The sequence below is a fragment of the Corynebacterium kroppenstedtii DSM 44385 genome, from assembly GCF_000023145.1.
GTDB classification, from domain to species: Bacteria; Actinomycetota; Actinomycetes; order Mycobacteriales; family Mycobacteriaceae; genus Corynebacterium; species Corynebacterium kroppenstedtii.
In genome coordinates this window covers 1,021,804-1,045,761 of sequence record NC_012704.1, presented here as the reverse complement: position 1 = coordinate 1,045,761, position 23,958 = coordinate 1,021,804, and the positions used below count along the sequence as shown (strand labels likewise).

The 23,958-nt window shown below is 56.4% G+C and carries 21 protein-coding genes and 1 tRNA gene; 9 read left to right on the top strand and 13 right to left on the bottom strand.

Features of this window, described 5'->3' with window-relative positions; all coding sequences use genetic code 11:
- Positions 1-42 precede the first annotated feature (42 nt).
- Entirely contained in the window at positions 43-1,479 is a 1,437-nt protein-coding gene (locus CKROP_RS04330) for an NAD(P)/FAD-dependent oxidoreductase (RefSeq protein ID WP_012731520.1), read from the top strand.
- Here CKROP_RS04330 and CKROP_RS04325 read toward each other — a convergent pair.
- Positions 1,445-1,966, bottom strand: a complete 522-nt coding sequence (locus tag CKROP_RS04325; protein ID WP_012731519.1) for a PaaI family thioesterase — start codon at positions 1,964-1,966, stop codon at positions 1,445-1,447. The two genes, CKROP_RS04330 and CKROP_RS04325, sit on opposite strands and share 35 nt — an antisense overlap.
- Positions 1,967-2,033: 67 nt before the next feature.
- Between CKROP_RS04325 and gnd the strand changes: the two genes are divergently transcribed.
- The 5 genes from gnd (at position 2,034) to CKROP_RS04300 (ending at position 8,711) form a co-directional block, all read left to right on the top strand.
- On the top strand, positions 2,034-3,497 hold the full coding sequence (gnd, locus tag CKROP_RS04320; protein WP_012731518.1) for an NADP-dependent phosphogluconate dehydrogenase: 1,464 nt from the start codon (positions 2,034-2,036) through the stop codon (positions 3,495-3,497).
- Between the two features lie 68 nt (positions 3,498-3,565).
- Positions 3,566-4,963 carry a hemolysin family protein gene (locus tag CKROP_RS04315; RefSeq protein ID WP_012731517.1) on the top strand — a complete coding sequence of 466 codons (1,398 nt, stop codon included), beginning with the start codon at positions 3,566-3,568 and terminating at the stop codon, positions 4,961-4,963.
- Positions 4,964-6,022 (top strand): hemolysin family protein, encoded by a 1,059-nt coding sequence (locus CKROP_RS04310; protein WP_012731516.1) that lies wholly within the window; start codon positions 4,964-4,966, stop codon positions 6,020-6,022.
- A gap of 64 nt (positions 6,023-6,086) precedes the next feature.
- Positions 6,087-7,019: a hypothetical protein gene (locus tag CKROP_RS04305; protein ID WP_012731515.1), complete on the top strand. Its 933-nt coding sequence runs from the start codon at positions 6,087-6,089 to the stop codon at positions 7,017-7,019.
- A 9-nt stretch (positions 7,020-7,028) separates the two neighbouring features.
- Positions 7,029-8,711: a vWA domain-containing protein gene (locus CKROP_RS04300; RefSeq protein WP_012731514.1), complete on the top strand. Its 1,683-nt coding sequence runs from the start codon at positions 7,029-7,031 to the stop codon at positions 8,709-8,711.
- 41 nt (positions 8,712-8,752) lie between these two features.
- Here the strand turns inward: CKROP_RS04300 and CKROP_RS04295 are convergent, their stop codons facing one another.
- From CKROP_RS04295 to secA2, 6 genes are all read right to left on the bottom strand, one after another.
- Complete coding sequence (locus CKROP_RS04295; RefSeq protein ID WP_052292465.1) at positions 8,753-9,286, bottom strand: MerR family transcriptional regulator; 534 nt, start codon at positions 9,284-9,286, stop codon at positions 8,753-8,755.
- Positions 9,287-9,641: 355 nt separating this feature from the next.
- Positions 9,642-10,298, bottom strand: a complete 657-nt coding sequence (locus CKROP_RS04290; RefSeq protein WP_012731512.1) for a bifunctional nuclease family protein — start codon at positions 10,296-10,298, stop codon at positions 9,642-9,644.
- Between the two features lie 64 nt (positions 10,299-10,362).
- On the bottom strand, positions 10,363-11,076 hold the full coding sequence (ftsR, locus tag CKROP_RS04285) for a transcriptional regulator FtsR (protein WP_012731511.1): 714 nt from the start codon (positions 11,074-11,076) through the stop codon (positions 10,363-10,365).
- A 5-nt stretch (positions 11,077-11,081) separates the two neighbouring features.
- Positions 11,082-11,513, bottom strand: coding sequence for an oxoglutarate dehydrogenase inhibitor Odhl (gene odhI / locus CKROP_RS04280; protein WP_012731510.1), 432 nt, complete (start codon positions 11,511-11,513; stop codon positions 11,082-11,084).
- A 283-nt stretch (positions 11,514-11,796) separates the two neighbouring features.
- Positions 11,797-12,537 (bottom strand): CDP-alcohol phosphatidyltransferase family protein, encoded by a 741-nt coding sequence (locus tag CKROP_RS04275; RefSeq protein ID WP_237698442.1) that lies wholly within the window; start codon positions 12,535-12,537, stop codon positions 11,797-11,799.
- Between the two features lie 230 nt (positions 12,538-12,767).
- Positions 12,768-15,017, bottom strand: a complete 2,250-nt coding sequence (gene secA2 / locus CKROP_RS04270) for an accessory Sec system translocase SecA2 (RefSeq protein WP_012731508.1) — start codon at positions 15,015-15,017, stop codon at positions 12,768-12,770.
- A gap of 186 nt (positions 15,018-15,203) precedes the next feature.
- Between secA2 and rraA the strand changes: the two genes are divergently transcribed.
- The 3 genes from rraA to CKROP_RS04255 all read left to right on the top strand — a co-directional run bounded on the left by rraA (position 15,204) and on the right by CKROP_RS04255 (position 16,826).
- The gene (gene rraA, locus CKROP_RS04265; protein ID WP_012731507.1) at positions 15,204-15,740 is read left to right on the top strand and encodes a ribonuclease E activity regulator RraA; all 537 of its coding nucleotides are present in this window, start codon (positions 15,204-15,206) and stop codon (positions 15,738-15,740) included.
- Between the two features lie 58 nt (positions 15,741-15,798).
- Positions 15,799-15,872: transfer RNA gene (locus CKROP_RS04260), tRNA-Pro, on the top strand.
- Between the two features lie 99 nt (positions 15,873-15,971).
- A complete protein-coding gene (locus CKROP_RS04255) occupies positions 15,972-16,826 on the top strand; it encodes a class I SAM-dependent methyltransferase (protein WP_012731506.1) in 855 nt (284 codons plus the stop codon).
- An 8-nt stretch (positions 16,827-16,834) separates the two neighbouring features.
- Here CKROP_RS04255 and der read toward each other — a convergent pair whose 3' ends face one another.
- The 6 genes from der to CKROP_RS04225 form a co-directional block, all read right to left on the bottom strand.
- Positions 16,835-19,189, bottom strand: a complete 2,355-nt coding sequence (gene der / locus CKROP_RS04250) for a bifunctional cytidylate kinase/GTPase Der (RefSeq protein WP_012731505.1) — start codon at positions 19,187-19,189, stop codon at positions 16,835-16,837.
- A gap of 96 nt (positions 19,190-19,285) precedes the next feature.
- Complete coding sequence (locus CKROP_RS04245) at positions 19,286-20,122, bottom strand: pseudouridine synthase (protein WP_012731504.1); 837 nt, start codon at positions 20,120-20,122, stop codon at positions 19,286-19,288.
- A 250-nt stretch (positions 20,123-20,372) separates the two neighbouring features.
- Positions 20,373-21,065: a dethiobiotin synthase gene (gene bioD, locus CKROP_RS04240; protein WP_012731503.1), complete on the bottom strand. Its 693-nt coding sequence runs from the start codon at positions 21,063-21,065 to the stop codon at positions 20,373-20,375.
- Positions 21,066-21,132: 67 nt separating this feature from the next.
- Positions 21,133-22,467, bottom strand: coding sequence for an adenosylmethionine--8-amino-7-oxononanoate transaminase (locus CKROP_RS04235; RefSeq protein ID WP_420838940.1), 1,335 nt, complete (start codon positions 22,465-22,467; stop codon positions 21,133-21,135).
- Between the two features lie 15 nt (positions 22,468-22,482).
- Positions 22,483-23,067 (bottom strand): SMC-Scp complex subunit ScpB, encoded by a 585-nt coding sequence (scpB, locus tag CKROP_RS04230; RefSeq protein WP_012731501.1) that lies wholly within the window; start codon positions 23,065-23,067, stop codon positions 22,483-22,485.
- A gap of 67 nt (positions 23,068-23,134) precedes the next feature.
- Positions 23,135-23,950 (bottom strand): segregation and condensation protein A, encoded by an 816-nt coding sequence (locus tag CKROP_RS04225; RefSeq protein ID WP_041629271.1) that lies wholly within the window; start codon positions 23,948-23,950, stop codon positions 23,135-23,137.
- Positions 23,951-23,958: the final 8 nt, after the last annotated feature.

Here is a 23,958-nt window from a genome sequence, read left to right as displayed (position 1 = left end):
TGATCCCTGACCAAGCACGATATATCCCACCGAAGGAGACCTATGCCCTCCGAAACAACGAACCACAACGCCCCCGCCTCCCACGATTCTCAGCACCGCGTCGTTATTATCGGCGCCGGATTCGGCGGGATTTTCGCGGCAAAACGCCTTGCCAACGAAAATGTCGACGTCACGATCATCGACCGAAACAATACCCACGTTTTCCAACCGCTGCTGTACCAAGTGGCAACCGGCATTCTCTCCCCTGGTGAAATAGCCTCGTCGATTCGGCAAATCTTCCATGCCGATCCCAATATTCATGTCGCACGCGGCGAAGTTCAGAATGTCGATACAGAAGTAAAAACCGTCACGGCGTCGCAGGATGGTCACGAGCTCGTGTTTCCTTACGATTCCTTGATTGTGGCGGCCGGCGCTGGCCAGTCCTACTTCGGCAACGACGAATTCGCAAAGTACGCACCGGGGATGAAGAGCATCGACGATGCCCTCGAAATCCGTTCCCGCATTATTAGCGCATTCGAGCGTGCCGAGATGACGACAGATCAGCGTGAGCGCGATCGCCTTCTCACCTTCGCCATCGTCGGCGCAGGCCCCACCGGTGTCGAGCTAGCTGGTCAGGTCGCAGAGATGGCGAACCGTACCCTGACAGGCGAATACTCCAACTTCGACCCTGCGGACGCGCGCATCATTCTTCTCGACGGAGCACCCCAGGTACTTCCGCCGTTTGGTAAGCGGTTGGGTCGAAAAGCCGCCAACCAACTCCGTCGTATGGGAGTCGAAATTATCCTCGGCTCCATCGTGACGGCCGTCAACAAACGCGGTCTGACGTACAAGAATCTCGAGTCCGGCGAAGAAACGACCATCGAGGCGTCATGCAAGATTTGGTCCGCCGGCGTTGCAGCCTCTCCCCTGGGCGCCATCATCGCGAAACAAAGCGGTGTCGAGGTCGACCGCGCCGGGCGTGTACCGGTCAATGCTGACCTTACCGTGGGTAACCACCGCGATGTCTTCGTCGTCGGCGACATGATGTCACTGAATAAACTGCCTGGTGTTGCGCAGGTGGCTATCCAGGGCGGCAAGTATGCTGCCGAACAGATCGCCCAAGAAGCACGGGGACGGTCATACGAAGAACGCCCTGACTTTGAGTACTTTGACAAGGGCTCGATGGCCACAGTGTCCCGATTCCAGGCCGTCGTTAAGCTGGATAAAGTTGAATTCGCTGGATTCTTTGGGTGGGTCACGTGGCTGTTGGTTCACTTGGCCTTCATTGTGGGCTTCCGCAACAGGCTCGTGTCGATGGTCAGCTGGGGCCTCAATTCCATTTCCCCCAAGCGGTGGCACTTGGACACCACGCAACAGCAGCTTTATGCACGCAACGGGCTCGACAAACTAGCGGTCGAATCCCCCAAGGCTGCAGAGGCGCGGGAGACCCGGAAACTGGGTACCCCTAACCCTGCTGAGAAGTGGAAGACTGCGGAATAACCGACGTTCGAAGATTTGTCCGCGCAACAAGCTTCTCAGTGCGTTCATTCGCGATAAGGACTTCCCATACCTGGAAAGTTCTGCCAAGATTCACCGGCCTGGCGATCGCACGCAAGATATCCCCTGGGCGAGACGGGCGGAAGAAATCTGTGTTGTTATTTACTCCCATCACAGTTGCCTGTCCCCCAGTGGCGATATATCCCGCGATAGATGCAATAGACTCACCAATCGCGCAGTACACGCCACCATTCGTCACGCCCCATGGCTGAACATGGCGCTGATCGATCACGATCCTCCCCTCAACTCTTTCGGGGCCAACAGCAGTAAAGGTCATACCTAGGGTTTGGTCTAAACCGTGCGGAAGAGCAGGGCTCGATCCTGTTTCAGGAGTTTCCTCTCCGTACACGGCACCGCCATTGAGCTCAGCCAATTCATCATCAGTGAGTTGACGCTGCGTGGAAATTCCGAATTTCTCGACAAAACTCATAGATCACCATCGTACTGATATATGCACTGTCAGACGTCGGAAATAGAACACGCTAGACTCGGGGGTCATGAGTGATACCTCCACAGCACAAGGCAACCTAGCCAATATCGGAGTCGTCGGGCTCGCAGTGATGGGCTCAAATATTGCCCGTAATTTTGCATCGCACGGCTACACGGTCGCGGTGTACAACCGTTCTCACGAAAAAACTGACGCGTTTATGTCGGACTTTGGTGACACTGGTTCATTCATTGCGTCGTCGACGATTGAAAAATTCGTTGCTTCTCTTGAGCGCCCGCGTCGCGCCCTCATCATGGTGAAAGCTGGTGCGGCGACCGATGCCGTCATTTCACAGCTGGCCGATGCTATGGAGGAAGGCGACATCATTATCGACGGCGGTAACTCTCTCTACACGGATACCATCCGCCGCGAACGGGAAATTGCTGCTCGCGGATTGCACTTCGTCGGCGCAGGAATTTCAGGCGGTGAAGAAGGTGCTCTCAACGGCCCCTCCATCATGCCTGGTGGCCCAGAAGAGTCATACAAGTCTCTCGGCCCATTACTCGAATCGATTGCTGCACAGGTCGACGGCACTCCCTGCTGCACCCACATCGGTCCTAACGGTGCAGGCCACTTTGTGAAGATGGTCCACAACGGCATTGAGTATGCCGATATGCAGGTCATTGGCGAGGCCTACCACCTGCTCCGCTACGGCGCGAACATGGAGCCAGCAGAGATCGCCGACGTTTTCCGGGAATGGAACAAGGGCGATCTTGACTCTTACCTGGTTGAAATCACCGCAGAAGTTCTCTCACATGTTGATAGTGAAACCGGGAAGCCGCTCGTTGACGTCATCGTTGACAGCGCGGGTCAGAAGGGAACCGGCCGCTGGACTGTGAAAGCGGCACTTGACCTGGGAATTCCTGTCACAGGCATCGGCGAGGCGGTCTTCGCACGCGCATTGTCTGGCGCTACTGCACAACGCACCGCCACACAGGGGAACCTCCCCAGCGGGTCTCTCCGCTCACCCATTTCTGCTGAGGAACGGGAGAGCTTCATCGAGGATGTGCGGCGGGCCCTCTACGCGTCGAAGATGGTGGCCTATGCCCAAGGTTTCGATGAAATTAAGGCCGGGTCAGCAGAGCACGAATGGAACGTCGATCCCCGTGACTTAGCGACGATCTGGCGAGGCGGCTGCATCATTCGCGCGAAATTCCTCAACCGAATTCGTGAAGCGTATGACCAGAACCCGGATCTCCAGCTCCTCCTCTTGGATCCGTACTTCACGGAACAGATGTCTAACCTGGTTGATTCCTGGCGGCGCATCGTCGTCTCTGCGACGGAAATGGGACTACCTATCCCCGTCTTCGCGTCCTCATTGTCGTACTATGATTCGCTTCGTGCTGAGCGTCTCCCCGCGACACTGATTCAGGCACAGCGCGATTTCTTCGGTGCCCATACCTATCGTCGGATCGACAAAGATGGTTCCTTCCACACGCTGTGGTCGGGCGATCGCTCAGAGGTTGAAGCGTAACTGACGACTGGTCACTCCCCTGTCGGGATTACTCCCGTCGTCTGGCGGATCTACACTAGCTACCAACTATGGACATTGCATTAAGTATTCTGGGCATTATCGGTTTCATCGCGTTGACCGCCGGCACGGGAGTATTCGTGGCGGTGGAGTTCGCGCTTACTGGTCTGGAAAATTCCACTATCCAGGAAGACACCTCCCCGTTGGGCAAATTGGTGGGAAAGGCACATCAAAACCTTTCCTTTCATTTGTCCGGGGCACAGCTCGGTATTACATTAACGACGCTGGCCACAGGCTATTTAGCAGAGCCGGTGCTGTCCACATTTATAACGCCCCTACTTGAAGTAGTTGGGATCTCCCCCTCTGCCTCGCAGTCCATTGCGTTGATCATCGCGATGATTATCGCGGCACTTCTGTCCATGGTTTATGGCGAGCTTGTTCCAAAGAACATAGCGATCACTAACCCTATGAAGGCGGCCAAGATCACGGTCCGGCCGGTTGTGTATTTCAACCGGCTTTTCTCGCCATTCATTAAAACTTTGAATTGGTCCGCCAATCATTTGGTGAGAAAGATGGGGATCGAGCCCGCCGATGAGCTAGCGTCGGCACGCTCTCCTCAGGAGCTGGGTGCGCTGGTGCGAAACTCGGCTCTTCATGGAGGTATGTCAAAAAATCAAGCCACACTCATTGACCGGTCACTGAAATTCGGAGATGTTTCGGCCGACGAAATTATGACTCCTCGTGCCAAAGTCGAGGCTCTCGAAAAACACGCCTCGATGACGGATTTACTCACCCTTGCCATGGAGACAGGGCACTCGCGCTTCCCCATTACCGATGGCGATCTCGATAACACTCTCGGCGTCATCCACGTCAAAAAGGCGTTTACCTTTCCGACGGATCAACGTGATTCGACATTAGTGCTGGACTACGCCGATCCTGCGCCCGTCGTGCCTACCAGTCTCGACGGCGACAGTGTCCTGAAGATTGTTCGACAATCTGGGTGCGAAATGGCCATGGTTGCCGACGAATATGGCGGAACAAGCGGCATCGTCACTATTGAGGACATGGTCGAAGAAATCCTCGGCGCTGTCTTCGACGAACACGATGACACCGAAACTGAGACGGAGATACGGCAATCGGGAACGTCGTGGGATTGCTCCGGGCTCGTGCGCATTGATGAGTTGGAATCTCGGCTTGGCTATAAAGCCCCTGAGGGGCCATATGAAACTCTGGGTGGCCTAGTCATGACGAACCTCAAACGGATTCCCGTCGAAGGCGACATCATCGTTTTGCCAGATCCAGACATCAATGTGGTGGAAACGAATCCTTTATCCTGGTCGGCCCGAGTGACATCGATGGATGACCGACGAGTAGATCGGGTGCTTTTGACCCCTATCACTCCCGAACAAGCATCTGCGATGACAAGTGCGGAAGACAACAACAATCTGCCACTGCGAGAGGGGGAATAAATGATCGGCGACCTATGGGCTCTCGTATTCGCCCTCTTCCTTATCGCGTTAAACGCATTCTTTGTGGGAGCAGAGTTTGCCCTCATTTCTTCCCGCAAAGACCGGCTGGAATCGATCCTAGAGTCCGGGGATGCCAGGGCACGCGCAGTGATTAATGCCACTGAGCATCTATCCATGAACCTAGCCGGAGCTCAATTCGGCGTCACCATCGCAAGCCTCCTCCTGGGTAAGGTTGGCGAGCCAGCCGTCTCCCATCTCATCGAAACCCCCGCGGCAGCTCTCGGCGTTCCCGACGGATTACTGCATCCCATTGGATTCGCGCTCGCGCTGCTCTTGGTCTCTATTCTTCACATCATTCTGGGCGAGATGGTGCCGAAGAATATTGCGCTCGCGGGGCCAGAAAACGTCGCGATGTGGCTCGTCCCGATCCACGTCATGTTCGTGAAAATAACGCGCCCCATCATTCTGTTCTTCAACTGGGTAGCACGTATCACGCTGGCAGCAGTTGGTATCACACAGAAGGACGAGTTAGACACCACTGTTAGCCCGTCGGAGCTAGCGCGCATGATTTCTGATTCACGTCAGGAAGGCCTGATCGACGCAGAAGAGCACTCTCGGCTGAACAAGGCGTTAGCGTCCCCACGTCGCCATATCGACGAGGTCCTCATCCCCGCCGACGAGGTCCGTACAGTGCCTTTGCGCGGCAGTGGTCCGATGATGGGCGATGTGGAAAAGGCTGTTGCCGACACCGGCTTTTCGCGTTTCCCCGTGACAGGTAGAGATGGCACGTACTTAGGCTACGTCCACGTCAAAGACATTTTGGACCGGGAAATCCCACCCCACTCTGACCCGGAAACGGTGTTAGCGCGCAGGGAAATCCGGCCGCTCATCACTTTCTCCCCCTCTACTCCCATGGACCAAGCGCTGCGGCTCATGCGTGGACGCTCTCGTCATATTGCACAAGTGGTAGACGGCGGGCATCAATACGGAATAGTGACCCTCGAAGATTTGATCGAGGAATATGTGGGAACCGTGCGCGATAGTACCCACGATGACTAAGACACACGAGTAAGCCCACGCGCCTACTACCCCACGACAGCAAAGGAATTCGACCTCAGACATTATGCCGACTTCGACAACATTTCGCCCCACCATTCTTTTTCCATCAGAGTGGACAATGCGTCGGTATGCACATAAGGACACTGTTACAAGGTTGACTAAAGATCACCTTGAACGCGCCTCTCGCGGGCAACGGCATCCGGTGTGGGACTTTATCTTCCACTACTACCCCGTCACCCCAGGGAAACTCAGTCATTGGTCACCTGGCCACGGTGTGTATCTCGTCGATGCTCCTGCTATGAAGTATTTCACTGAGGTTGATCGCGAATCTGTCCCCACTGTTGCGCTTGAGGACGCTGGTATCACTGCGGAGCAGCTTCATGGCCATACCATCACGACGTTGGACGCTGCTGCGTTGTGGGCAGATCGAGGCTCAACGTTCCGCTACATTGAGAATCTGCTGGCCCAAACACTGTCCAATCCCACGCATTTTGACTGTTTTGGCCTCCACGAATGGGCGATGGTTTATCGAGGACGGCCTCGACATCCAGAACCGCTCAGGCTAGGAGCAGAGGCGACGAACCGGGTGGTTGAAACTCATTCCGTGCGGTGCACGCACTACGACGCTTTTCGATTCTTCACACCCGACGCCGTCCCCCGCAATAAGTTCCACCCATCGCGGGAAACACAACCACGGTGTGAACAGGGCGCATGCTTGCACGCAAACATGGATTTATATAAGTGGGCGACGAAGTTAGGTCCCCTCGTTCCCGGTGAACTGTGGCTGGATACATTCCGTTTAGCCTGCGATATTCGGAAACTTGATATGGAGGCCTCGCCCTACGATCTCACCGAGTGGGGGTTTTCCGCGGTCCCCATTGAGACGTCCGAGGGGAAAGCACAATATGTTGCTGCGCAACGCGAATTTTCTCAGCGCGCCTCCGACCTACGGACGAAGCTCATTGATATCATTCGCACCTCAGATTTAACGTTGTAACATTGCGTTATGGCGAATCATCGATCAGGAACACGACAATTACGCTTCGCGCGGTGGGTGTGGGTGGCATTTGTTATTGTCATCGTGCTCGCACTTCTCGCTGCCTTGTCTGTGTTTTTCGTCAGTCGGAATAAATCGTCGTCTAACGCTGCTGACTGTGATCGATCGACAGTTCTCAACGTCATTGCTGACCCTTCAGCCAAGGCTACGGCTGAGAAGTTGACGTCGGACTATTCGAAGTCGACTCCTTCCACCCATGATTCGTGTATTACGCCGAAGATCACATATGCGAATACGGCACAGGCGATAGCTTTGTTCCATTCGCCCGAGGGGGATCTCCCCGCAGCGTGGATACCCGCTGGTAGCCTCCCTGGTTCAACGCAGGATAACCCCGGCGGGACCGCTTTGGACGGCAGCGAAGCAGAAATCGATTCGTCGGTGCTCGTTGATCGTCAACAATTAGGAACGATTCATTCAAAGAACTCGGCACAAGACAAAGCACCGGGCGCGCCGATGTATCCGCGCGACTCGACCTGGTCTGCTTACGCGGCTAGTGCCCAATTCGCTAAAGATCATCCAGCCGGTATGGATCCTCAAGCGCGTGATGCGTCGGCACGTGAAGTTGCTGCCACCCTATCCCCCACTTCTCTTTCGGAAGCGGTCTCGTCCGTCTCAAGTGGGAAGGGCAATTCTTCTGTAGCGGCTCCGCAGTCGCTTGGGGGCGACAACACGGCGTTTTCACCGATCGGTGATGCGACGGTCGATTTCCCGCTTCTGAAAATGAGCTCTAGCCCTCGGGTTACCGAGTATCAAGCACGGGCTGCCACTGATTTTTCAGAATTCGCCCGCTCTCATTCGGAATCGCAGGCTGCTGAGAAAACTCCTACCCATGATTCCCTATCGAACGACACCAAAGAACTGGCTTACGCTGCGTCGAATCAGGTCAGTGGCGAGCTTCCACCGGTGACGGTGACTAACTCCACCACGACGGAGATGAATAGCCAGGCGTCCGGGCACACGGATGGTGAAGCCACGACCGATAAAGCGGCCGCTCAACAGTCCCCAGAAAAGAAGGACGCGGCAAAGGACCAGGCTAAGTCCACACAAAAACCTGATCGGTTGAATCAACAACGTCCTGCCCCGGCGTCGACACTGCTGCTGATCGACACGTCGGAATCTATGCGCAACCATTTTGACGTTATCCAGCGAGAGAGCGCCCGAAGCCTACAAGAAGCGGGACAGCACGGGCGGGTGACGTCGTTATGGAGTTTTTCCTCGCCCATGGAAAGGGTCGAACCCTATCGAAACCATGTTGACCTCAGTATCGGCGACCACGGGGCTCGGAGCGCATCAATGGTTAACGGACTCACGACAGGTGGCACCCCGTTCCTGTATGAATCGACCGTCGCAGCGATGCTCAATGCGTCAATTAGCGGACCTGCTCCAAAGCGTGTCGTTATCGTGACCGATTCAACGAATGCGGGACAATCCATGAACGCAGCTAACGCTCGCCTTCAGGCCGATATCATCAACAAGCAATCCCCTGTACAAGTCGATGTCATCGCTCTCGGCGACAAGGTGGACCCGTGGCTCCGCGAAGTGAGCCAATTAACTAATGGGCGCTACCACGCAATCCCGAATGCCACAGACAAGTCATTCCCCCAAGCAATGACCGACGCCCTGGCAGGTTAGATACGTAGCTGACTGAAAAGCCAAGTGGGCCAGCCAGCTAGCTAACTGGTTTTACGACGCCGACGTTCCGCGAGTTCATCGAACCCAGCGACAGTGTGCTGAGAAGCCCCCTCAACACCATCGTCGGCAGTTCCCGCACGGACAACTTTCTCCGCCGGGAACTCTGAAATCGTCCCGGCAAGTTCTTTGACGATACCGGGAACGCCAATTCCGAATACGCCCTGTCCGCCGGTCAAGAGATCGAAAACTTCTTCGCTGGAACGGCATTCATACACCGTGGTTCCGTCAGAAACCAGCGTAATCGTGGAAAGATCATCGACGCCCAAGTTGCTCAACTTTTCAACAGCACGTCGGATGTTCTGCAGCGAAATGCCCGTGTCCAACAGGCCTTTAACGATCTTGAGAACAAGGATGTCGCGGAACGAGTACAGCCTCTGAGTTCCGGAACCGTGTGCGGATCGAATGGATGGCTGGACGAGCTTTGTACGAGCCCAGTAGTCAAGCTGTCGATAGGTTATCCCCGCTACCTGACAAGCGATGGGAACGCGGTAGCCGACTTCATCGTCCGAATCCATGACGTCAAAGAGTGCGCCTTGGACGGGTGCCTGTTCCTGTTTCACTGCAGGCTCGCTTTCTGTGGTCGTACGTGTTGAGCAAGAGAGCGGGAATACTCACACTCATGTAGTTCGCTGACGTCTAGGTTATGCCAATAATCTTTCGAGTCAACGCGACACGCAACACATGTGGCACATTTTTCACATGCGCCCATCAAATCACATGCTTAACTTACTGTATTGTAATTAACAACTTTCACACTAGTCACACTGTCAAGTTGTGCTCACGCTCATCCAGCCGACGGACTGTCCCGTTCACACTCCAGCGGTCGCTGCCAATCTGAACTCTGCCAATCTCGTGCTGACAACGTCGTGCCTACGAATCCTCAGAACCGTTCTCACCGCGACGATCATCATCACTACCCTGGGTAAGATCATTCTCGCTCATACCCAAGTGCCCCATGAGTTCTTCGAAATCAGCATCGCCGACGGCAAGATCACCCAAGTCTTCCGACAGATGTTCTTGATCATTGCCCTCTGACTGGGAATTGTCTCCCGTCATGTCAGCCAGCAACGACAGGCTCGATTCGCGTCGTCCAGACAAAGCCTGATTCGAACTATCGAGATGCTCAACGACCTCGGCCGTGACAGGAACCGACCAGGTTTTAACAATCGACTCCTCGGCGTAAATTGTCACGTCCTCATTAAGAGCAAGATCAATAGCGTCCGAGACCCGGATATCAAAGTTGTTCCCTGACTCGCAATGAATCGTTGCGTAGAAGGTGCCATGGTTGACGGCGTCGATAGAAATATTCACTACCGCGTCATCGTGCGCTTCTAGAACGTCAACAATCACACTTGTCGACGTCGGCCGCCGCGGCTCTACGCCGATGTCTTTACCCGAAAGAATGGCTGCGGAGGACGCACCAACAAACACCGTCATGATGCGTCGGCGCTGGGGCCACAAAAACACTATTGCCGGATCGCGATCTGGGCCGAGGAGAAACAACCCTAAATACTCGAGTTCAACCATGATGATATGTGGCCTCCATCCTCATTCCGACCAATCGGTTCAATCGGTAAACGGCACCCAGTTTCTAATCGAATTCGCCGCGTAGGGAAGCTTTAATAAACGCCGCTTGTAGGCTCACGATTAATGCGGAGAGCTCGCGGGCTGTCTCTTCCGATCTGGCCTTCGCATCACTGCTCTTGGCATGGCCCAGCGGGCCGCTGACCTGAGTGATCACCCCCGCATACCGTTGGGCCGTAGCTCGCAGCGTTTTTAAGTGCCGCTCATCGAGCCCGAACCCGACCAGTTGGCTCGCTGTCCGCGCGATCGACACATCGTCTTGGCAGTAGAGGCCTGACCTGTCGGCATTAACGAACCCCGCTTTAGCAAGCTGCGTGAGGAAAGTGTCATCGATCTCAGCGGCAGCACACACATCTGAATGGGTTAAACGCGTATTTTCCTGCTTGAACTGCTCAGCAGAAATCAATCCCGTAACAGGGGTGACGTTGCCCTCGTCCATTGCATCGAGGCGCTGCTTAATAACCTTCAGCGGCAGATAGTTATCACGCTGCGTCGTCAGAATATAACGTAGGCGCTGAACATCAGCGGACGAGTAGCGTCGGTAACCCTTCTCTGTACGCGCCGGGGAGACAAGCCCCTCAGACTCCCAAAAGCGGAGCTTAGAAACCGTGACATCGGGAAACTCGCGACGAAGTTGCTTAAGAACCGCCCCGATCGACAACGTGGAAGGGCGGTCGTGACGGACTTCAGGCAGCGGGCCCGTTTTCCGTAGAGCTGACACTGTTCTTAAGAATCTTTCTGACCGTTGAGGAACACGAGGCGGAACTTACCAATTTGGATTTCATCACCATTGGAAAGCTCTGATGAGTTCTTGGGCTCGCGATTGACGTACGTGCCATTCAGAGATCCAACGTCGACGACTTCAAATTGGTCATCATTCTTGCGGAACTCAGCGTGACGACGAGACACGGTGACGTCGTCCAAGAAGATATCGCTATCGGGGTGACGGCCTGCTGTCGTCGTCGGCTGGTCGAGGAGGAATCGAGATCCTGCATTCGGACCACGTTTGACGACGAGCAATGCGGAGCCCTCAGGTAAACCATCAACGCCTGGGGCTGAGGAATCGGACGCGCCCGATTCCATTTCTTTCAAAAGATCGGCACGGAAGACCGAGGTGGTTTCCACCGAAGATTCTGAAAAATCGCTATTGTCACTCATCGATTCTGCCTCCTTAAGTTCGACCAACGGTTCATATCAGCCACTGCCCTATGCAACTGACTATCTCACATAGAGATGATAGCCAGACGATCGAGCGGTTGCCTGCCACTAAACTAGCTGAGAACCGCTTCCACTGGGTTATACAGATTTAGCGCCCATAGTAGCCGTTTATGCCCCTCCACATAGTGCCGAGGGGCATGTTATATTCACTCCCCCAGCCTAATCCATAGGATGGTGGCATGCGCGCGGTGCGGGTAAGCATCACCCCCAAAGACACTTTTTATCATGAAGAACCCGTGGGGCGATTCCGACCCCTCGTAATAGGAAATCGCCTCGATACAAGCACTGCTCGGTACAAATACAAAACCCCTGTCCACAAGTACAAAACCGTCCCCCACAGGAAAAGAGCTCGCGCCCAGGGGGTAAAGAAATGTGAAAATGACCACGCTGCAGCCGACGCTAAGTACAGCGGGAATGCCCACATGAGGGCGAAAGTCGCAGCTTTTCCGAGGTACATGACCTTCGGTCGTATTCCGCGATTGCGATAGATGAGCATCGTCGGGAAAAGGATAAGGTCGCGAGCGAAGAGAACGGCCACCCACCACCAACTCAGCAGCCCCGCGATGGCGAAACAAATGGGGGTGACAAGGATAAACAATCGGTCGGCGGCTGGGTCGAGGTATTGCCCTATCCGCGTAGTCAGGCCCCAGATCCTCGCAATTTTTCCATCAAGCCAGTCGGTGAACGACGAAATCGCCACGATGGCGAGTGCCCACCCATATTCCCCCGGACCGATGAGGAACCAGGCGTATATGGGCACCAGGCAGATACGCACGATGCTCAGGATGTTGGGAACAGTCAGGATCCGGGAGTATCCCGCGGGGTGAACTGTCACTTGTTCCCGCATACCCGGCGGTTCCATACCTGGGGGCACTGCGCGGGCGGTGTGCCCGTCCGGTGTGGGAAGCATCTTGTCCATCCGCGCTTCCACTCGGAGTCGAGTTTCGCGGGTTACTTTGCTCACCGGAGTGCTCCGAGTAAAACGCGACTGCCGCGCGCTCTTAGCTCCTTGTTTTTTGGTTCCAACCGGTTGTTCATAACGAGGGATTTCGGGGTTATCACGATGCTCGTCATACTCCATCGGACTTATCCTCTCGTTACGTACTCATTGCTAAATGTGGCTATATGCAGCCGGCTGTCAGCATTCCATTGCTCATCCGATATTGCCTTACATACCACGGTTGTAAAGCAAGCCTATCGGAATAAGTTAACAACTGATCCTACGACCGATCCATTATTCCCGGACAGAGGATTGTCATTAACCATATAAGTCCAGGTAGAACTTGGGCGACGAAGACCGCGCTCACCGAGATGGGCACCATTGTTATCGATCGTGATATGCCTCCACGTTTCAACCGCATCATCGACGGCTCCGGTGGCAAGATTCTTAAACTCGGCAATCGACATACGGTGAAATTCATCGACCGGGTTCTCTCTGGCGAGTGCGCGGAGGTGAATTGATTCCCGAATGTCATCCAGATATTCGAGGTGCCGTGCCCAATGTTCGTCCAGGTGAAAGAGCTCAACATCACGGGCCGCCTGAACTTGGACATCACGTGGCACGGTCAAGTCGCGGTGGGCACGACGCTGTAATTCCTTCAAGGCAACGTCGGAATCGAGAATATCGCTGCGTCGCTCGTCAATGATGACCCGTTGGTCATTGATGAGCTTGTTGTATTTCCACGTATTCGCGTGAATCTGAAGCATTTGACCTTCAGTGACACGCTGACAGTGATCCACAAAGGAATACACTTTTTTCTGCGTCAATTGCCCATTGTTATCGGGAATTGCGTTGATGGATTCACCTGCTCCACCGACTGCGATAACGTCGTCCTCGAGGGAAACGAAAATGACGCTGGACCCCGGATCGCCTTGCCGCCCGGCGCGGCCGCGGAGTTGGTCGTCGAGTCGGGCGCTGCGGTGGCGTCCGAATCCGACGACGGCGAGGCCTCCGGCTGTGACGACGTCGTCGCGGTACTGTTCGTGTGCTCCGCCGAGTTTGATGTCTGTTCCTCGTCCGGCCATTTGTGTGGATACGGTGACGCGTCCGGGGAGTCCGGCGTCGGCGATGATGCGTGCTTCTTTTTCGTGGTTTTTTGCGTTGAGGACGACGCAGTCGACTCCGATGGCTTGGAGTGCGTCTTGGATGTCTTCGGATTCGGCGACGTTGTGGGTTCCGACGAGGACTGGGCGGCCGGCTTGTTGGAGTTGCTGGATGTGTTCGATGATGCCGCGGCGTCGGTCGTCGGCGGTGCTGAAGATTCGGTCTGCTTCGTCGTCGCGGATGCAAGGGACGTGGGGGTCGATGACGGCGACGCCGAGGCCGTAGAACTGGCGGAGTTGTTCGGAGGCGGCGGTGGCGGTTCCGGTCATTCCGCAGAGGTTGGTGTAGCGGCCGAGGAGCGCTTGGATGGTGATGGTGTCGAGTACTCGTCCGCCGTCGGTGACGTCGAGTCCTTCTTTGGCTTCGACGGCGGATTGTAGTCCGTCGGGCCAGCGTTGGAGGTCGGCTATGCGTCCTTTTGAATTGTCGACGAGGGCGACTTTCCCGTCGCGGACAATGTAGTGCACGTCTTTGACCAGGAGTTCTTTGGCGTGGAGGGCGACGTTGACTTGGACGAGTGTGGTGCTGATGTTTTCGGCGTCGTAGAGGGAGGATAGGCCGAGGCGTTTTTCGATGGTATGTGCGCCTTTGTCGGTGAGGAATACGTTTCGTTGGTCGTCGTCAATGCTGTAGTCCTCGTCTTTGGTGAGGTTGCGGACGACTTCGCTGATGCGGCCGGTGGGTGCGTGGCCGGGTGCGCTGCCGGCGAGGACGAGGGGGACGAGGGCTTCGTCGACCATGACGGAGTCGGCTTCGTCGACGATGGCGACGTCTGGTGTGGGTTGTACTTGGTCTTCGCGGCGTGTGATGAGGTGGTCGCGGAGGACGTCGAATCCTATTTCGTTGATGGAGCCGAAGACGACGTCGTTTGAGTATGTGGCGCGGCGTTGGTCTGCGGTCATGTGTTCGTGGATGGCGCCGACGGTGACGTCGAAGAAGTTGAAGAGTGGTCCCATCCAGTCGGCGTCTCGTCCTGCTAAATAGGAGTTGACGGTGATGCAGTGGATTTTTCGGCCTTGGTGGGCGTAGATGATCGCTGCGAGTGCTCCGACGAGTGTTTTTCCTTCGCCGGTGGCCATTTGTATGACATTGCCTTTGAGGAGTTCTTGGGCTCCTCGGAGTTGGCAGTCGAATGGGGTGAGTCCGATTGTTCGCGTGGAGGCTTCTCGTAGCGTCGCGAGCATGGTGGCGGTGTCGTTGTCTCGTAGCGCGGTGTCGAAGGTTCTTCGGAGGTCGGCGTCGGTGAGTGTGGCTGTGTGGTCTCCGAGCGTGGTGGCGCGGGAGATCTCAGCTGTGTTTTTTCGCCGGGAACCGGTGAGTTTCCGAAGCCATGTGGCCATAGGGGTCGTCCTTGCTACGTGAAGAAGTTACGTGTGATTACGTTAGCGTTTTTTGGTTGGCGTCATGTTTCGCGTCCGGTGAGACCGGGCCGGCTCCCCAGCGTAGTCCAGATGATGGCGGCAATGGGGAGTCCTTTCTTGGCAAAGTCACACCAGGTGGGAGCGATTCAGGTTAATCTGCTGGCTATGCATAATAAACGTGAGTCCGCCCCTGAGAGCGCGGGTACCCAGGCGATCGTCCCTACAGCCGATATTGTCGACGCTGTTGGCCCGTCGGTGCGCTCGTGTGATGTGCAATTTCTCAATTATGGTGGCCGTGGTGAGTTTGCCGGCCGGATTTCGACGGTGCGGTGTTATGAGGATAACGCCCTTCTTAAATCTGTGTTGAGTACCGACGGCGACGGTGGGGTGCTTGTTGTCGATGGTGGCGGGAGCATTCATACTGCGTTGATGGGCGATAATGTCGCGGCCCTTGGGCGTAATCATGGTTGGTCTGGGATCGTTATTTACGGCGCAATCCGTGACTCTGCGGAGATCAAGGATATGGATTTCGGTGTGAAAGCTCTGGGCACGAATCCGCGGAAATCCAGCAAAACTGGCGACGGTGAGCGCGATATTGTCGTGAACTTCGGCGGAGTGGATTTTGTCCCCGGCCAGTATGTGACATGCGACGCCGACGGGATCGTCGTCACTGAGTCACCTGTCTCCCCACCTCAAGCCTAGTTTTTTGCGGTCGCAATCGGCTGCGGTATGCTGCAGTGGTTGCCTCTGATGGGGCGATCGGACTGTGGCGCAGTTTGGTAGCGCACTTGACTGGGGGTCAAGGGGTCGCAGGTTCAAATCCTGTCAGTCCGACACGATAATAATTGAGGCCGCTACCGTTGGGGATGTGTTGTGCATATAAACCCTGATGGACGCGGCTTTTCTCATTTTCCCGATGGTGATTCGCACGCGATGACACCATCGAGGCCGGCGTATTCTCCCGGCCAGCAGATTCCTACCCGATCTCAACGTGATCGCCCTACTTTTGCCTCCTCCGAGAACCGTGTGGAAGCTGCCAACTCCTTTCACCGCGGGGTGTCGAACTATGGGTCTGTGCGCCCTGGCTACCCCGCTGAGGTTGTTGATCTCCTCGCGCGCCACATGGGCCAGACTAATCACCGCGATTTTGATACCCCGCTGCGGATACTCGATATAGGCGCAGGCCCGGGCTCTTTGACGGTAGATCTTGACAAGCGGTTTCCGGGTAGCGTCCTCGCATCGGACCCTTCGGCTGAAATGACCTCTTCGTGTGTGGCACGTCTCCCCCATGTTCCGGTCATTCGATCTCGTGCGGAGTCAAACGGGCTCGCCGATTCGTGCCTTACTGCGGCAACGTGTGCACAAACGTGGCATTGGCTCGATACAGACCAGGCATGCCGAGAGCTGGACAGGGTTCTGATTCCGGATGGTATGTGCCTGCTTGTGTGGAACACGCTCGATGTCAGCGTCCCGTGGGTGCATCGGTTAGCGCGGATTATGCATTCTGGGGATATTTTGCGCCCCGGCTTTATCCCCCAGGTCGCGCCGCCGTGGACTATTGCTGACGAATGGCGTGGCACATTCAACCAAGCCATTACGGCGCACAACATGATCCACTTGGCCCATACCCGATCTTATTGGTTACGGGCCACGGAAAAAACTCGCGAGCACGTCGATAATAATCTCCGTTGGTATCTCTACCAGCATCTCGAGCTACCTGAGCATCAGCCCATCGAGTTGCCCTACAGGACGGACGCATTCATTATGCGCCGCCAGCACGAGGGGTAGGAAGAAAACTACTTCCTCCCCCGCTTTTCCCGCACACGCACAGCAATCCGCACGGGCGAACCGGTAAAGCCGAAAGTCTCGCGGAACTTCCGTTCGAGGAAACGTCGGTACCCATGTTCCAGAAAACCGGTAGTAAACAGCACGATCACCGGTGGCCGTGTGGATGCCTGCGTCGCAAACAAGACTCTCGGCAGACGACCGCCCCGCATCGGAGGAGGCGTCTCAGCAATGACCGCCCGCAGCCACGTATTGAGCTGACCTGTGGGAACACGGCCATCCCAGCTCTCTAGGGCCTCGATCATCGCGGGCTCGAGCTTGTGAATCGCCCGCCCGGTTTTCGCCGAGATGTTCACACGCCGAGCCCACGGGATGTGCGAGAGCTGCAGCTCAATCTCGCGGTCGAGCATATCCCGACGATCCTCATCAACCATGTCCCACTTGTTGTAAGCAACCACCAGCGCTCGCCCGGAATCCAAGATCATGCGCAGAACACGCTGATCCTGCTCGGTCACTGGTTCAGAAGCGTCGACAATAAAGACAACGACCTCCGCCGCATCGATGGCACCCCGCGTTCGCAGGCCCGCGTAATACTCGTGGCCCGTTGCCTTCTTCGTTTTCTTCCGGATACCAGCAGTATCGACGAAGGTCCAGGTCTTTTGGTCAAGCTCGACGAGCGAGTCAACGGGGTCGACGGTCGTTCCCGCAACATCATCGACGACGGCTCGATCCTCCCCCGTCATCTTGTTGAGCAAGCTCGACTTACCGACGTTAGGTTTGCCGACGAGGGCGACCCGGCGCGGCCCCGATGTGATGGATTCTTGCCGTGGTTTGTCGGGGAAGAGTCGGATGACTTCGTCGAGAACATCGGCGGCGCCGTGGCCGTGTTTGGCCGACACCGGGTAGGGGTTGTCGAGGCCGAGGGCCCAGAATTCCGCGAGGTCGCCGTATTGCGTGGGCGAGTCGAATTTATTGGCGACGAGAACGACGGGTTGCTCGGCGCGGTGTAGTTTGCGGGCGAGCATTTCGTCGGATGCGGTGATTCCGACTTGGCTGTCGACGACGAAGACGATGACGTCGGCTGTTTTCATCGCGCCTTCGGCTTGGCGGGCGATGGCCGCGTGCATGCCTTTAGCGTCGGGGTCCCATCCGCCGGTGTCTTGTACCCAGAAGCGTCGGCCGTTCCATTCGCCGAGGTATGAGATGCGGTCGCGTGTGACTCCTGGGAAGTCTTCGACGACGGCTTCACGGCGTCCGATGAAACGGTTGACGAGTGTGGATTTACCTACGTTCGGTCGGCCGAGGATGGCGACGGTGCATAGTGCTTCGGAGGTGTATCCGGCGTCGTCGAAGACGCCGAATGCTTCCTCGACAGAGTGCCAATCGGTGTCACTGTCGGAGGTAACGAGGAGGTTGTTGACCTCGTCGTCGGTGATGTCACCGTCGGTTGCGTCGCCGCTGGGTTCGTCAGTGTGGTCGCCGTCGTCGGCGCGGTCAGTGTGTTCATCCGCGTCAGTGGCGTCAGCGATGTCGACGGTGTCGACACTGTCCTCGTCGCCAATGGCCTGGCCTTCTGTCGTGGTGAAGACGAGATCCTCGAGTGAACTGTCCTCATCAGGCCGGTCGTCGTCGGCTCGGTCGTTATCGCTGCTCGATTGGCGGACCAGGGAGATGATGGTCTCGACGACCTCGTCAATGCCCTGGTGGCTCGTGTCGACGACGATGGCGTCGTCGGCTGGCATGAGCGGCGAGTCTGTCCGCGATGAATCCTTACGGTCGCGTTCTTGAACGTCCCGTAATACCTCGTCGAAGGTGATGTCTCGGCCAGCTTCGCGATCCTGGTCGTACCGTCGTTGGGCGCGGATGCTCGGCTCAGCCGTCATGAAGACTTTGCAGGGTGCGTCCGCTAGGACGACGGTGCCGATATCGCGTCCTTCGACAACACATCGTCCAGCCTTGTGGGCCAAGGAGCGCTGCAGGGCCACAAGGTTCTGGCGGACTTCAGGGATCGCTGCTACCGACGAGACCGCCCGTGTCACTCGTGCCGTCCGGATGTCATCGGCCACGTTGGTTCCGTCGAGAATGACTTCGGTCGAATGCGGGTCGTCGTTAATCGCGATAGGTAAGTCAGAGGTTGCCTCGATGACAGCGTCGGAATCCTCGGGGTCGATTCCGGCATTGAGCACGTGGAGGGTGGCCACGCGGTACATAGCTCCGGTGTCTAAGTAGGATGCGTTCAATCGCGAGGCGACGGTCCGGCAGACCGTGGATTTGCCCGTGCCGGATGGTCCATCGACCGCGACGATCACACCTCCCCCTGGTGTGTTGGCGAGTGTTGAGTCATCCGATGTACGAGTAATTGACATCACTAAACTCCTAATTATTCCGTTCTGCCATTGCATAATCCCGGTTACATCGGGTCACACGAAACTAGACGCGAGAGTTCTACATAGTACGGGTTGTTACATATCAACAGCATTAAACAAGCTGGTCAGTTCCGAACGGTTCAAGGCACGCAGTGTTCCCGGAGTCTGCTCACCCAACTGCACCGTGTGGATCTTCGTTCGAACCAGCTCCTGCACCGGGAAACCAGCTGCTTTGAGCATCCGTCGCACGATGTGCTTGCGCCCCTCGTGGAGCACTACTTTCACGAGCGAACGGCCTTGCCAGACGTCGATGATGTCAGCGTCGTCGGCGCGGGCGGTGCCATCGTCCAACTCAATCCCCTGCGTCAGGCGTCGGAGATCTTTCTTGTCGACTTCACCGAGAACGGTCGCGAGGTAGGTTTTCTTGATTCCGTATTTGGGATGGATCAACCGGTTCGCTAGCTCGCCATCATTAGTCAAAAGCAGAAGCCCCTGTGTCGCAGCATCCAAACGGCCGACGTGGAAAAGCCTCTGACCAGCGTCGACTTTCTCGCCAACAATATCGCCGACGCAGGGCCGACCCATATCATCATGCATGGTGGACTGAACGCCGCGTGGTTTGTTCAACGCGAAGTACTGCATCGATTCGTCGACGACGACTCTGCTGCCATCAACGCGAATCACGTCATAATCGGGATCCACGCGGACGCCCTGACGGGTCACGATGTCCCCGTTGACCTCGACTCGCCCCTCGTCGATGAGTTTTTCTGACATCCTGCGCGAGGCGACGCCAGCAGCGGCCAAGACCTTTTGCAGGCGAATGCCCTCACCTGAATGATGGGCGGGCGATGTGCCCTTGACGTGTTGATGGCGGGCGGGCTTGGCCTTGGGTACGTATTCCGGTGTGCCGTCACGGCGAGCGGTAGAAGCCACGATGTGGACCTTTCCGTATTTATGCGTTATTTACACTTTTGAAAAACAGGGGATAACGTGGCGCCGGTTCATAGCATGAAAAATAAGCGGCCGTCCACGCAAAACATATGGTGACCGGTGAGTCTATCACGTTCTTCACTCGTGTCATTATCTTGACGAGCGTGGCGACGCAATCGCGTGGCAACACATCTGCCAGGCGCAGACTCACTGGCCAACAAACGCGGTCACGTCACCATTCAGCCTCTAGCAATTAATCGCTCTCACGAGTGACCCGACCGACAACATCTGGTACGAAAAACCCAGGTGCCTCCTGCACGAACCGCTGCTGTGACCAGCCGCCAGCTCCCTCGGGTATGTACCCCAAGACATCGGTCCCGGTAACCACCGGCAAGTCTTCCTTATTGCACCGCGTCGCCAAATCTGGGGAGTCCGGAATGGACCCACCTATTAAACCAAGCACCGTCAGGCCCCGGCGTGTGGCAGCTTCCACCGTCAATTCAGCCTCGTTCAAACTTCCGAGACCTGTTGAGCACACAACAATAATCGGGGCACCCAGCTCTCGGGCTAGATCGGCAATGGTCCAGTCCTGACCGATACGCACAAGGAGCCCGCCAGCACCCTCGACGAGAACAACGCGACCTGGCTTATCGAAAGACTTAATCTCTTCGGCAACGGTTGTGAGCTCGGGGTATGGCATATTCGCCCGGCGCGCCGACGTCGCTGGGGCAAGTGGTTCGGGGAACCGGTATAGCGTCTCCGCATTATCAATGCCGGTCAAGGCGGTAACACGGGGAGCGTCGCCTTCGCCTTCGGGTTCACCAGTTTGCGCCGGCTTCACGATGAAGGGCTCATATCCCTCCTTCTGAAGGACGCAGGCAACCGCTCCAGTAGCGACAGTCTTGCCGACATCTGTCCCTGTTCCCGTCATGATGACAATGCTCATTGTTAATCTCCTCTCATTAGGTCAGTAAATAATCCCGACCGAACACCTCTGTGATGACTCCGGTCACTCAGGCCGACGCAGCGACAATGTTCCGCATCGCCGCGCAGATTTTTTCGATGTCACTGCTGGTCGATATAAACGGCGGCATGCTATAAACCAGCTTTCCGAAAGGTCGAAGCCACACCCCCGACTCCACGGCTACCTTCGTCGCGACCTTCATATCGACAGGGTGAGCTAGTTCGACGACGCCGATAGCGCCCAGGACCCGCACCGAGGACACCTGTTCAGCATCGGCAAGTGGGGCCAAACCGTGGCGTAATTCCTGTTCAATGCGCGGAACTGTCGATCGCCAGTAGCCGTCATCAATGAGGTCGCCCGCGGCGCGAGCCACCGAGCATGCCAGTGGGTTGCCCATGAAAGTCGGCCCGTGCATTAAGGCTCCGCCGCCCTGGGGCGTCGAAATCACATCGCCTACGTGCCGGGTGGTCAGCGTGGCGGCAAAACTCATCATTCCCCCGGTCAGGGCTTTGCCGACGCACATAATGTCCGGGGTGATCGTGGCCGCCTCGCAGGTAAAGAGACTCCCCGTACGTCCGAAACCTGTGGCGATCTCGTCGGCAATGAGGAGGATGTCGTGGTCATCGCACACGCGGCGAAGGCCAGCAACCAATCGTGGGTCGTGGAATCGCATGCCACCGGCCCCCTGCACGACCGGCTCAATAATCACGCCCGCAATGGTGTCGTCGATATATGTCTCGAATTCACGTAGATAAGACTCGAGCTCATCGTCGCTGAGGCGCGCACCACCGGAACCATCGTCATCGGCAAGATGGCCCACGTCGCAGCGCGGATCAGCTGGGGGTTCGGGGGCGAAAACTTGTTCCACCAAGGTGCCCCGCCACAGAGAGTGCATGCCGCCCTCGGGGTCGCACACACTCATGGGCCCCTGAGTATCGCCGTGATACCCGCGTCGCCACGTCACGAGCCGGTTGCGCTCTGGATGGCCATTCCCCATCTGATATTGGAGGGCCATCTTGATGGCGACCTCAACAGAGACCGACCCTGAATCAGAATAAAAAACCAGGTCAAGACCCTCTGGCGTGATATCTACCAGCCACTCGGCTAAATCCACTGCCGGTTTGTGAGTCAGTCCTCCAAACATCACATGTGGCATCTGATTAATTTGTCTGTGCGCGGCCTCAACCAAGTGTGGATGGCGATGTCCGTGTGCTACAGCCCACCAGGAACTCATCCCGTCAATGATGTTTCGATCATCGTCAAGATGCAGCGTAACTCCTTCCGCGGACGTCACGGGGATGGAAGGTACTGCTGCTGGCATCGGGTCGTATGGATGCCAAATATGTTCTTGGTCGAAACGTGCAAGATCCTCCATACTTGCCACCCTACTGAACAGTGTTCAGTAATCTGCGATGGCCTCATCAATCGCTTCCACATCGGGCAACAGAGGTGCCAAGTCTGGCAGTTCAGAGACATCCGACAAGCCCATCGTCTCTAAAAACAACTCAGTTGTGGCATATAAATGAGCTCCCGAGGTCTGCGCCTCCCCCACTTCCTTCACCAAGCCCCGCAGCGCTAAGGTTCGCATGACCCCGTCACAATTCACGCCACGGACAGCTGCGACTTGGGAACGGGTTACCGGCTGACGATAGGCCACCACCGCGAGAGTTTCCAGTGCCGCTCGCGACAACTTTGTTTGTGCTCCGTCCAGCAAAAATGCCTCGACGGCCGGCGCGTGCTCAGCCCTGGTGTAGAGCCTCCACCCATCGCCGACGTGACGCAGTTCAATGCCGCTGCCCCGTTGATCGAGTTCGTCTCGCCACTCGTCAATGACCGCGCGCGTGTCTTCCTCCGACGCACCCACCGCGCGGGAAATGTCAGAAATAGGGGCAGGATCGTCCAACACCAACATCACCGACTCCACTGCCGCACGAAGCGCAGAGATCTTCGGTAAATTATTCGGGTTCGTGGTGTTATCTGTCACTTCGCCGATCCTCGTGTCTGCCAATCCTCGTATGTGAGGTACTGACCCCTAGTCTCGCGACCAGGACCTACTCCCAGTTCGCGGCCGCAACGACAGCTGGATCAACCTCAAGACCCGTCCACGCCACTAACATTTCTCCCAAAGGCTCATCTTGGTCGATGTCAGTGGCATGAGCTTTAAATAACTCTAACAATGCTAAGAACCTGCCGACGACTTGCATCGATACCGTGCAGTCGGAGGTCAATTGCTCAAATGAGCACCACGAATACGCACCGACGGAATGCAGCATGGAAAGGATGCGCCCGGCTTGCTCCGGGACAGACACGGCCACAGAGTGAACATGGGACGTATTCACTGTCTCAGGTGGTCGGGGGCGGAACACGGCAGCAGCCATCTCCGCAAATGATTGCGGGGTGTGATCAATCCGTACCGGTGGCAGCAGCGACGCGAATTGTTCTTCCATCCCAACCGCCCGCGGATAACGTCGGGCTGCATGAGCGTGCCGCACGCGCAACTCGTCGGCGATCTCCTTATAAGCGCGATATTGAAGCAATCGAGCAAACAACAGATCTTGGGTTTCTAAGAGCGCCAGATCTTCTTCGCTATCGACCTCACCCCGAGGCAACAAGCGCGCCGTCTTCAAATCCAATAAGGTCGCCGCAATAACGAGGAACTCCGTGATCTCATCGAGGTCCTCGGTTTTACTCAAGCTCCGCGTATAGCTGACAAATTCGTCCGTGACCTGCGCGAGAGCAACCTCGGTCACATCCATTTTGTGACTGTGAATGAGTTGAAGGAGGAGATCAAACGGCCCCGTAAAATTCGCGAGGGCCACACGGAACCCTGTGATTTCCTCTTGGACGCCCTCGCCCTTAGTGGGCATCGCAGCTT